5 protein-coding genes are annotated in these 12,409 nt (G+C 43.9%); 3 read left to right on the forward strand and 2 right to left on the reverse strand.

The features are described from left to right. Positions 1–38 precede the first annotated feature (38 nt). Positions 39–1,040, forward strand: coding sequence for a tRNA dihydrouridine synthase DusB (gene dusB, locus BUB08_RS13390; protein WP_073002400.1), 1,002 nt, complete (start codon positions 39–41; stop codon positions 1,038–1,040). Between the two features lie 72 nt (positions 1,041–1,112). Here the strand turns inward: dusB and BUB08_RS13395 are convergent, their stop codons facing one another. Both BUB08_RS13395 and BUB08_RS13400 read right to left on the reverse strand, forming a co-directional pair. Continuing rightward, the gene (locus BUB08_RS13395) at positions 1,113–2,000 is read right to left on the reverse strand and encodes an outer membrane beta-barrel protein (protein ID WP_073002401.1); all 888 of its coding nucleotides are present in this window, start codon (positions 1,998–2,000) and stop codon (positions 1,113–1,115) included. A 12-nt stretch (positions 2,001–2,012) separates the two neighbouring features. Next, positions 2,013–10,259: an MBG domain-containing protein gene (locus tag BUB08_RS13400; protein WP_073002402.1), complete on the reverse strand. Its 8,247-nt coding sequence runs from the start codon at positions 10,257–10,259 to the stop codon at positions 2,013–2,015. A gap of 739 nt (positions 10,260–10,998) precedes the next feature. Between BUB08_RS13400 and BUB08_RS13405 the strand changes: the two genes are divergently transcribed. Both BUB08_RS13405 and BUB08_RS13410 read left to right on the forward strand, forming a co-directional pair. Further along, positions 10,999–11,952 carry a DnaJ C-terminal domain-containing protein gene (locus BUB08_RS13405; protein ID WP_073002403.1) on the forward strand — a complete coding sequence of 318 codons (954 nt, stop codon included), beginning with the start codon at positions 10,999–11,001 and terminating at the stop codon, positions 11,950–11,952. A gap of 19 nt (positions 11,953–11,971) precedes the next feature. Further along, complete coding sequence (locus BUB08_RS13410) at positions 11,972–12,325, forward strand: hypothetical protein (RefSeq protein WP_139249711.1); 354 nt, start codon at positions 11,972–11,974, stop codon at positions 12,323–12,325. The last annotated feature ends 84 nt before the right edge of the window (positions 12,326–12,409 follow it).

A 12,409-nucleotide genomic window follows, 5' to 3' on the forward strand; every position in this document is an offset into this window, starting at 1 on the left:
ATTTACTTTACAAAATTCCTGTTTAATTTTGCACCGAAATGAAAATTGGAAACCTCACACTAGAAGGAACCCCGCTTTTTTTGGCGCCCATGGAAGACGTCACCTATAAATCGTTTCGGTGGATGTGCAAAAAATATGGCGCTGACGTGATGTACACTGAGTTTGTTTCATCAGAAGCGCTGGTACGCGATGTAAAAAAATCGAAACAAAAAATGACCCTGTTCGATTTTGACCGCCCGGTTGCCATCCAGATTTATGGGCACAACATCGATTCCATGGTACGTGCAGCGCAGGTAGCAGAAGAATTGCAACCCGATTTTATCGACATCAATTTTGGGTGCCCCATGAAAAAAATTATCCGCCACGGAGCAGGAGCAGCCATGTTGCGCGATTTGCCGAAAATGCAACAAATGGCTGCGGCAATTGTAAAAGCCGTAAAAGTTCCGGTTACCGCCAAAACCCGACTGGGATGGGACAGTACCGACAAACCTGTATTGGAAGCTGCTCTGCGGCTACAGGACGCGGGCATTGCAGCATTGGCAATACATGGCCGGACACGGGAGCAGTTGTACACCGGCGAAGCTGACTGGACACTAATTGGCGAGGTAAAAAACCATCCTCAAATAGAAATTCCCATTATTGGAAACGGCGATATTACCGGAGCCAGAAAAGCAAAAGACCTTCTCGAAAAGACTGGGGTTGATGCGCTTATGATTGGACGCCCGGCTATTGGTCGCCCGTGGATTTTCAGAGAAATCAAACATTTCCTTCAGACTGAAGAGCTACTGCCCGCTCCAACAATTTCTGAAGTTGTTGAAAATGTAAAAGAACAAATGCAGCTTAACCTCGAATGGAAAGACAACGAACGCTCTGCCATTTTGATGATGCGCCGCCATTTTGCCAAATATTTCCCGGGACTTCCCAATTTTCGCGAGCTAAAAATCAGGCTTCTGCGTGCCGAAACTAACAACGAAGTAACTGAAATTCTTGACGAAATAGTCGTAAAATACGGGGAACTCACCCCCGACTATTCAGTCTGAAAAACCAATAAAAAAGTGCAAACCATAACTTTTGTTACAATCTGCACTTTCCCCGGTTTCTGAAAATAGTTTTTACCACGTAAAAGCGTAGCGCAACCTTATTCCAAACCCGCGCATACTTACTTTTTTTACAAAATTTCTATTCTCGTGTGCAGCATAAATAACCGTCCCCAAATTCGGTTGTCCGGGGTCATCATTATTATAACCCACCAACCGGGTTTTTTCGATGCCCGTTTTCTTTAAATCGTTCAGGCCTAAATCAGCATAAACTCCTGCATAAATCCGCTGGTTTTCCCCAAACATCTGTTTAATGCCCAATTCGAATTGCAATCCGTAACTGTGCTTTAATTCCAAATCTTCTTTCTCTCCTGACAACTCATTCCAGTTTCCAAATCCGGCAAAAAGCGGACTTTCCAGAACGGCATCCCATTCCGGATAATACCCGGATGTTTCGAGATTGGTAGCTCGCGACTGAAAGCGAGAGGACAAAGGCACACCCCACTGAAAGCCGGCAGCACCAAAAAACCTGGTTTTTTCACCCAAAGTTTCATACTGAATACGAACCGGAATATTCAACATATAAACCCATTGATCTTCATTGAGCGTTTCCATTGTTATCATATATTCAAAAGGATCTCCCTCTGTGTCGGTTGTTGCGTAAGAAACATCCAAGTCGGAAAATCCGTTTTTGGAATGATACTGTTGCAGTCCTGCGCCAATTGACACACTCCACGAACTGTCCAGATAAACAGCGTACTGGATGCCACCGCCAATACCAAAACCCATTTCCCGCTCTCCACCCATTTCCGAAGAGTAGTTCAGAAAGCTGCTTCCTCCCTGCACATAAACCGACAGCTCGTTTTTCGCCACCGAAGACTGGGCCGCAGCGTTTTCAACCAAACAGAAAAAACACAAGGCAGCCAAACAAATGGTGATGTAATATATACTTTTGTTATTCATGGTTTTATCTTTTTATTGAACGACAATTTTTGTACTCAGATTAACTCCGCCGGCTGTTGTAGTAACAATATAAGTGCCCGGTGCAAGATTACCCGGCAAAACCAGCGGACTGTAATTCTCCGGAGAACTCTTCTGATAAACAATATTCCCATAAATAGTTCTGATTTCGACAGTACGGCCAGAAAGCATCTCTGCGGTGAAGTTAGTTTCCACAAATACTGTAGAACCTGAACGAACCGGATTGGGAGTAACTTTCAGAGCAAATGGGGAGTTGTGTTCTATGCTGAATTCGCAGGTACTGATAACGTCGCCCTCATCGGTGGTCAGATTAACTTTGTAGCGTGCATCAGTATCCAACAGGTCGTTTTTATTATCACCGGCCGAAAACGACTGGCCGGTTCCAATGGGCTGACCGTCTTTATACCATTCAAAACTCACAAAATGATATCCACCGTTTGTTTCCGGATTATTATTAACCAGCAAAACATTATTGAATTTCTGAACAACAATATCATCGAACCGAAATGGCTTTTCAACAGTAATATGGTAGGTCATTGTTTCCACCTTATCCTGAGAAATTACCACCACATCTTTTTTGTAAATGCCCGGCACCGGAGCCTGCACTTCAAAAGCACTTTCTGTAGAAGTTGTGGCATTGGCCTCTGTGGTTATTCCAACCTGAACAGACTGCGATTCGTCATCACAATCCATCAAATAATAAATTTCTTCCTCCGGATTTGTTATCACCATTCCCCCGATAGCCAGCTGATGAATAGTTGCATCGTTGCTTTCGATTACCAGAGTTGCAGTTAGAGTTATCTCCGGGCAATTTGTTCCCTCCAGCACAACAACTGCCTGCGCTTCATAAACTCCGGGCTCAGCATGTTCATTGTTTAAATAACTTACCACGGCACCTTCTGGCAGGTTGCTTACAGACAAGCTGTGCACTTCGCCGTTGGAACTTACCGTATCGCCGGCCATAGTTACTGCTTGCAAAGGCGACGGCTCTACAATTACGGTTTGTTGCTGCGTAATGGAATTGCCGGCTGCATCTTCAAATATCCAGGTAATTATTGATTCTCCCGGTTCCGACAACGGGAAAGGAGTAACCGTAGTCCCCTGAATTTGTCCGTCAATATCGTCGGTAGCAGTAGGTACCAGCATGTCAGATTCCCGAATTTCACAATACGCAGTAACATTTTCAAGCAGTTCAACATCAGGCACTGGCGCCAGGCCGTCAATAATTTCAAAGTCGTTCGAAACAAAGCGAAGACGATAATTATTGCTAATATTCAAAGTACCTTGTGTTATCGCGTAAAAACCCACCATCTCTCCGGCAGAGCGGTTCAATGTTCCGGAAAAAGCATCTCCGGCCACAAGAGGCGGCTCCACAGAGTAGGTATATACAGGATCTGACTCACCATAGATTTTTGACTGCCCCTCATCAACAGTAACCACAACCTCCCTTGGAACTACAACCAGCGTACGCCGTACATTGGCAGCAGCCAGAATCTCATCGTCGCCCGGCTGGCTGGCGGTAATAATTGTTGTGCCCACCTTTAAAGGAGTTGCAACATTACCTTCGATAAAAACAACTTCGGAATCGGCTGCGGTGTAAGAAACAGTCAGCCCCTGATCGGTTAACGCATCGCCCAGCTCAAAACTCTCGTCTCCATAAGTTTTCACGCTAATTTCTTCAAAAGTGATGTTCTGCCCGTAGCTGCCAATAGTTGTAAAACTCCAGACAGCCGAGCTTTCAAAAGAATTACCGTCACTGTCTTTTACAATATCCGGGCTGCTTACAACCTCAATCAGGCTTCCGGGAGGAAGACTTTCTTTTAAATAGAGCGTAATGGTTTTTCGATCTTCCGAGAAACTAAAAGCCTCCAAATCACCGGAATTTGATAAATCGTAACGCATTAAATCCACGCCTCCACTTTGCAGCGTAATAAACCCGGCGTGCGACAGGTAAACGGCTTCATCGAAAGTAACCTGCAAAAACGTCCGCAATCCGGCGTCGGTAGATCCATCTTCCGGATATGTACTTACAACATTGGGAACTGCATTTTCCTCAGTTTCAATCCTAAACATATTTGAAATGAACGTAACAATATAGTTTTCACCGGCAGATAACGTTCCCTGGACAATGGCATAAGCGCCGGGAGCTTCGCCCGGGGTGCGCTCCAGTATGCCGGTCATCTCATCTCCTTCAACCATTTCCGGAGCAACAGAATATGTTAGTTCAGGATCCTCTTCGCCTACCAGCTTTGTTAACCCGGCTGTAGATGTTACGGTTATAGGTTTCGGCAAAACAACCAGCGTCTGACGAACCGAAATTGCAGGTTCTATATTTTCATCCCCTGCCTGAGTTGCAGTAATAACAGTTGTCCCCGTTTTGTGAATCATCGCTTGATTCCCGATGATTGTCACAATATCAGCATCATCCGCCTGGTATGTAACAAGAAGACCCTGATCTGTCGTTGCATCTCCCAACACAAACATCTCGTCGCCATAAGTTTTTTCTTCAATCTCGGGGAAATTTATCACCTGTTCGTTAGTTGACGTAGTTGTAAAAATCCACGACCTAAATCCGGTAAAAGCATCTCCCAAAGGATCCTTCACCAGTGCATTGCTTAACGAAACAGTTATTAAGCTTGAAACGGGGAGAACAACCGACGGATAAATGTACAACGTTCTTTTATCGTCTGACAGCGCCAAAGCATTCCGGTCTGCCGATTTACTGATGTCGAAGAAAGCCAGTAAATCATTCCCCGCCCAAATCATGATCGTTCCCTGCGTTCCTAAATTAACAGGCCTGTCGAAAGTAACTGCCAGGGTTGGCTGCAAAGCAACATTATATGCTCCGATTTCAGGGGACAGCTTCACAATTTGAGGACTGTTGCTCTCGGACTTGATTTCAAATTCATCCGGAACAAAGGTGAGTACATAATTAATCCCGGCAGAAAGATCGCCTTGCATAATGTGATAACGTCCAATTGCCTCTCCCGATTCACGAACCAACGCACCACTAAACTCATCTCCGCTTTCGAGCGACGGTTCAACAGTGTACATCAACACCGGATCATCAGCACCAACAACTTTCCATTGCAGACTCGCAGCCGTTACCGTAATCTGTTTCGGCAAAACAGTTATTGTACGCATTACCGGCGTAGCAGCCGGAATTTCTCCATTTCCAGGCTGGCTTGCAGTAATAACGGTATTCCCAACCTGCAAAACCGTTGCAATATTCCCAACGATACGGACAACACTGGGGTCTTCCGCTTCATATTTAATGGTTAACCCCTGATCGGTAAATACATCGCCAAGAACAAAAGAATCGTCGCCATACGTTTTCTCTGTAATTTCCGGGAAATTAATTGTTTGCGCCGCGTTATCTGTTGTTGTAAAACTCCATGCATCAATCGCATCCGAAGGATTTCCTTCAACATCTGTTACAAAACCTTCGGTAACCGATACATTAATTATACTTGCTAACGGCAGATTGTCCGTTAGAGCAACCGTAATGGTCCTACCGTCAGGAGAGATCGAAAACTGATTTCGATCTCCGGATACATTCAGATAATACGTTTTCAGAATATGCCCTTCGCTTTCTATGGACAATACTCCCGATGCTCCCAACCGAACCGGTTCATCAAAAGTGATCGAGAGTGTGGGCACCAAAGCAACTTCAGTTGCTTCATCAGCCGGAGAAAAAGCTGTTACCTGCGGATTGCTGGTCGCTTTAATGGTAAAATATTCTGAAGCAAAATCAATCTGATAATTATTCCCGGCAGTTAAAATTCCTAAAACGAACGGATAGGTGCCGATCTGTTCCCCGGAAATACGCCCCAGCTCCCCGGAAAAGGAATCTCCACTAAGCAATGCAGGAGCGGCAGAAAAAGCAAAAACAGGGTCGGTTTCACCAACCGTTTTAGACTGCCCGGGCTCCGGAGTTACCACAACCCACCTCGGTGCAATGGTAAATGCTGCCTGTACATATTTAATATTATAATTTTCATTAATGGACAAATCATTTTGTTCGATTACGTAAGAGCCGGCATTCTCGCCGATTTCTCTTTTCAGGCTCCCGGAAAGCTCGTCTCCTTCAACCAACTCGGTGCTGAGCGAAAAAGTCAGTTGAGGATCAGACTCTCCATAAACTTTTGTTTTTGGGTCGGCGGTTATAGTGATTGGTTTTTGAATAATTGTCAATTCAGCAGACACATAATCAATTGTATAGTTATCCCCGGCCGACAGTGAATTCTGATTTATCAAATAGGTACCAATCGTTTCCCCATCTACCCTGTTAAGCTCTCCCGAAAAAACATCCTCACCAACCAATGCCGGTACGACCTGGTAGCTTAACTCAGGGTCGGACTCTCCGTAAACTTTATTTTGAGCATCGGCTGTAACTGTAATTGGTTTCGAAGTAATCCACAACGAATCCTGTTCATATGTGATGGTATAATTACTTCCCGCATCCAAATCATTCTGACTGATGATGTAATAACCAATATCTTCGCCCGACTCACGTAAAAGGCCACCGGAAAAAACATCCTCACCAACCAGTGCCGGATTTACCTGGTAGCTTAACTCAGGGTCGGACTCTCCGTAAACTTTACTTTGAGCATCGGCGGTTACTGTAATTGGTTTCGAAGTAATCCACAACGAATCCTGTTCATATGTGATGGTGTAATTACTTCCCGCATCCAAATCATTCTGACTGATGATGTAATAACCAATATCTTCGCCCGACTCACGTAAAAGGCCGCCGGAAAAAACATCCTCACCAACCAATGCCGGAACGACCTGGTAGCTTAACTCAGGGTCGGACTCTCCGTAAACTTTGCTTTGAGCATCGGCGGTGACTGTAATTGGTTTCGAAGTGATCCACAACGAATCCTGTTCATATGTGATGGTGTAGTTACTTCCTGCATCCAAATCATTCTGACTGATGATATAATAACCAATATCTTCGCCCGACTCACGAACAAGGCCACCGGAAAAAACATCCTCACCAACCAGTGCCGGAACGACCTGGAAGCTTAACTCAGGGTCGGACTCTCCATAAACTTTACTTTGAGCATCGGCGGTGACTGTAATTGGTTTCGAAGTAATCCACAACGAATCCTGCTCATAAGTGATGGTGTAATTACTTCCCGCATCTAAATCATTCTGACTGATGATGTAATAACCAATATCTTCGCCCGACTCACGAACAAGGCCGCCGGAAAAAACATCCTCACCAACCAATGCCGGTAAGACCTGGTAGCTTAACACAGGGTCGGACTCTCCGTAAACTTTACTTTGAGCATCGGCTGTAACTGTAATTGGTTTCGAAGTAATCCACAACGAATCCTGTTCAAATGTGATGGTGTAATTACTTCCAGCATCCAAATCATTTTGACTGATGATGTAATAACCAATATCTTCGCCCGACTCACGAACAAGGCCACCGGAAAAAACATCCTCACCAACCAATGCCGGTACGACCTGGAAGCTTAACTCAGGGTCGGACTCTCCATAAACTTTACTTTGAGCATCTGCGGTGACTGTAATTGGTTTCGAAGTGATCCACAACGAATCCTGTTCATATGTGATGGTGTAGTTACTTCCTGCATCCAAATCATTCTGACTGATGATATAATAACCAACATCTTCGCCCGACTCACGAACAAGGCCACCGGAAAAAACATCCTCTCCAACCAATGCAGGAACAACCTGGTAGCTTAACTCAGGGTCAGACTCTCCGTAAACTTTACTTTGAGCATCGGCGGTGACTGTAATTGGTTTCGAAGTAATCCACAACGAATCCTGCTCATAAGTGATGGTATAATTACTTCCCGCATCCAAATCATTCTGACTGATGATGTAATAACCAACATCTTCGCCCGGCTCACGAACAAGGCCTCCAGTAAAAACATCCTCACCAACCAGTGCCGGATTTACCTGGTAGCTTAACTCAGGGTCAGACTCTCCGTAAACTTTATTTTGAGCATCCGCGGTTACAGCAATTGGCTTCTTATTAACCAACAACTCCTGCGTAACTTCAGTAGCCGCAAACAATGTATCGTTACCAGCCTGATTGGCGCGTATGGTTGTTGTTCCCACTTTTAAAACAGTCGCCGTATTTCCACTGATGGTTACCACAGTAGGATCATCAGCAGTATAAGTAATAACCAGTCCTTTATCGGTAGTGGCATCGCCCAGAGTAAAACTTTCGTCGCCGTATGTTTTGGGAGCAATTGCATTAAATGTTATGCTCTGAGTATCTTTTATTGTGGTAAAAGACCAACTAAAAGCTTCAACAGCGTTGGGAACTGCGGCCTTATCTTTTACTAGTCCATCCGGCACACTTACTGTTATTGTTGCTTTTGCACTCAGTCGATCCGGAATTTGCAGATTAAGCGTAGAATCACCATTCGAAAGAGAATAGTAAGCTGATTCGGTTGTCAGGTCGTAGCTCCAGGTGTTCCCGTTTCCATCAGACAACGCAATTGCACCTACGCCTAAATCGATTGGCTCATCGAAAGTAATAGAAATTACCGGGCTCAAATCCACGTCTGTTTCTTCGTCGTCCGGCGAGAGAACAACAGCAACCGGAGATGACCTGTCCTCAACATTTATAGTCACAGTTCCGGTATCCGGCACCGAAAAACCATCAGTAATGCGGTAGGTAAAAGTAATTGTTCCAACATAGTCTTCCGGAGCCAGAAAATCGAATTCGCCTGTAGAAGTATTAAATGAAGTAAAAGAACCTTGCGCCGGTGTTGGCTGGGCAATAACAGACAAATTATCTCCGTCGGCATCCGAATCATTATCCAGAAGATTCTCCGAAAGTGTTTGCCCCGCACCAATTGTATAGGAGTCGTCTACTGCAACGGGCGGCTGACTAACCAGCAGCTGAAATGTCTTTTCAAACTCATTTCCAAGGTTATCCGTTGACATAACACGAATATTCACCGTATTTAAGCCCAGAGCGTAAAGGTCACCATTCACCTTTAGCGAATTTCCATCAATTGTAAAATAGCTGTTATGGTCGCTTCCGGTGCCGCTAACCAGACTGTAGACATGAGTGTCTGTTTCATCGGCATCAACAGAAGATAAAGTTCCCACCTGCGCTCCTACTGTACGATTATTTACAGTATCGTTGGATAATTCAATATCTGAAGGGGCTTCTCCGTAGTCAATAACAGCCGTTGCCGGAGTACGGGTTGAGCTTTGCAATCCAAACTCGCTAACTGACGAAACATAATAAGTGGTATTTTCAGTAATTACAGGAGTAGTATACTGGGAGCCGGTTGCGCCGGCAATGGGATTTTCTGTGGTATTGTCAACAAACCACATGTAACTGCCGCCTGCAGGAGCACCCGCTGCCTGCAAAACGACCTGCCCCGGCCCATAATTATACCCGTCGGTGGTAGTAGGAGCACCAGGAGGAGTAGCAGATACATAACTGGTTGTTGCCGGGTTTAATCCGCCTGCATCGTATTCTGTGGAAAAGTAAAACGACCGAACCATATGTTTTGAATATGATCCGCCAGTTGCCGCGGTAAATCCAACAAAAACGTTGGGGTCGGCAAAAATACTAGTCAAATCAATATTCTCTGATAAATTAGCATTAGCCGGGCGGATATTACTGGTACTCACACGTACTTCTAAAGTTGTTGTTGATCCGTTATATTCTACCCAGGCGTAGAAAATAGTTCCTCCATCCATCGTAAAAGGAGGGTTAAACTGAGCTATACTACCAATATTTCCATCGACATTAATCCCGACATGATTGGCACTAAGATCATAAAAAGACCCGGAAGTTCCATTGTTATAAGTATCAAACTCAACCGCCAGGCTGGGAGATATTCCCTGATATCCAAGTCCACCGCCCGAACTTCCGGCAGAATTAGACTCGGTTTGAATCAGGAAAGCCATTCCGTCTGCTCCGGCGTTACCTCCCGGGGTTGTCATCTGAAAACAAAACTGAGCCATAAAAGGACGCTGATTGTCCAAAACCACCCTTTTTGTTACAAATGCACTCCCCCGCTGTCCACCGGTGGCATCAGTTAAAACAAGGATAGAATTTCCTGAATCGTGATAAGCGTTATTGTTTATACTCCAGGTTCCGATATTTCCTGAAGTGAATGAATCGTAGGCAAACATTATTTCTGTTTGCGCTGTGGTCGAGAGATTAGAGAGAAAAGCAAAAGAGTACGTTATCCAAAAGAACAAAACTGTTCTGCCTAAAGCGTAATTCTTTTTCATAAAATTTGTTTTTACAATTCAACAAAAGCCGTAATCGTTTCATAAACAAAATCATACATAATTTAGTTTAAGAAAAATTAACAATTTCTTATTTTATATTTAACAAAGTCCAAATCAAAAAAGACGGGAACCCCAGTTTTTACAGGGGATCTACCTGATTGAAACAAGGATAATATCACGACAAAAAGACAGATATTTCTCACAAGAAAGAGCAAAAAGAAATAACACTATTGACTCAAATTTTCAGAGAAACAACAAAAGTTCAGTTCGTGTACTGTTCAGTTCCGAACACGAAAAGACAAGAATTATCTGCATTCACCTCGCCTTTTTTCTGTAAGACAGAACAATTGCGTTTTAAAACACTACAAAAAGGATACAGGCAGCACTGCATTATTGCAATGCAGGAGAATTCAAAACACCATAATAAATCCCTTTTCGCGATTGTCCACATCAACAAAAACAGTGTCAGTTTGACCACAACAAAATCAGACTCAGGCCATTTTGACGTTCATCTGCCATTGGTTCATTTTTTGGATTGTATTTCGCATCTCGTTCTCAAGTGATTTTGAAATAAATTAAAGTTTGTGGTTTATGTTGAAAACGATTTTTACATCAACCGTACGCTTTATTTGTTACGCGCTTATAGATCCAACATTCCATAAACACTTAACCGGATTTTCTTGAGATGTATTTTCAGAAATGGAAATATTGAAATAATAATTAAGGTCAATTAATTGATATGGAATACAAAGACTACTATAAAGTTTTGGGAGTTCCCAAATCAGCCGGCCAGGCCGAAATAAAAAAAGCCTACCGAAAGCTGGCTGTAAAATACCACCCCGATAAAAATGCCGGAAACAAAGCGGCTGAAGAAAAATTCAAAGAAATAGGGGAAGCTTACGAAGTTTTAAAAGACCCGGAGAAAAGAAAAAAATATGACCAACTGGGCGCCAACTGGAATCAATACCAGAATGCAGGGTCGGGCGCAGGAGGATTTAACTACTCCAATTTCGGAAATGCGAACCCCGGAGGCGGAAAAACATTCTATTACGAAGGAGATTTAGGAGATATTTTCGGCCATTCGGGCGAAGGATTTTCTGACTTTTTCAAAAATTACTTTGGCGGCGGCAGCAGAAAAAGAAGCGCCGGGTTCAGGCAAAACCAACGTGTTTTTAATGGAAACGATTTGCGTGCCGAAATGGACATTTCGTTGGCGGAAGCATTTTCCGGAACAACCCGTATTCTGAATGTCGACGGCGAAAAACTGCGGGTAAAAACAAAACCGGGCGCCTATTCAGGACTCGAACTTCGAATTAAGGGCAAAGGAGGCGCCGGCGCAAATGGCGGCAGCAGAGGCGATCTTTACATCAGAATAAGAGTTCTTTCCGATGGAAGGCACACGCTCGACGGCAACGACCTGGCGCTAAAAGCAGATGTTGATTTGTACACTGCTGTTTTAGGAGGAAAACTGGAAATTAATACGCTCTCGGGGAAACTGAATGTGCCGGTTCGCGCCGGTTCGCAAAACGGGAGTAAACTGCGGTTACGCGGAAAAGGAATGCCGGTTTATGGAAAAGCCGGTATTTACGGAGATTTGTACATTCAACTGAATGTACTCATCCCGAAAAACCTCAGTCAGGAAGAACTGAACTTGTTTAAACAGCTGAGAGAATTAAGAAAAGCAAATGTATAACCGTAATAAATTTTCGAAAATGCTTGCAAAATATTATCAATACAACCATACAGAACCAGCTATCGAACTTCTCATAAGCAGAATGGACGAAATGATTTCCAGTCATTTCGCAAGCAATTTGCTCAACCAACTGGTAAACGCTGAAAGTTTTAACATGGAAAACTCGGTGAAAAAAGCAATTACCATCCTTCGCTTAATCGGAGTTCCTGTGCATGAGCATATTTCGGGAATTTACCGCTCCGATTTCAACGGCATGAGAAAAGACTGGCAATTTTCTGAATTAGCCTGCAGCCTGATTATTCTGACATCGGGCACAACATCTGACCAGGCAGAACAAATTCAAACCGAACTACTTGAATTTTACGGGCTGTAAATAACGCAGCCTTTTTTTAAAATCTGATTTTCGGGGCACTCGCTTAAACGAGCATCCTGACAATCAGCACTGTTATACAAACAA

Source organism: Mariniphaga anaerophila (assembly GCF_900129025.1).
GTDB lineage: Bacteria > Bacteroidota > Bacteroidia > Bacteroidales > Prolixibacteraceae > Mariniphaga > Mariniphaga anaerophila.

Bases quoted from the DNA above. Each gene is read 5' to 3' on its own strand.
- BUB08_RS13400 (WP_073002402.1), bottom strand. From the start codon at position 10,259: ATGAAAAAGAATTACGCTTTAGGCAGAACAGTTTTGTTCTTTTGGATA.
- BUB08_RS13405 (WP_073002403.1), top strand. From the start codon at position 10,999: ATGGAATACAAAGACTACTATAAAGTTTTGGGAGTTCCCAAATCAGCC.
- BUB08_RS13395 (WP_073002401.1), bottom strand. From the start codon at position 2,000: ATGAATAACAAAAGTATATATTACATCACCATTTGTTTGGCTGCCTTG.
- BUB08_RS13410 (WP_139249711.1), top strand. From the start codon at position 11,972: ATGCTTGCAAAATATTATCAATACAACCATACAGAACCAGCTATCGAA.
- dusB (WP_073002400.1), top strand. From the start codon at position 39: ATGAAAATTGGAAACCTCACACTAGAAGGAACCCCGCTTTTTTTGGCG.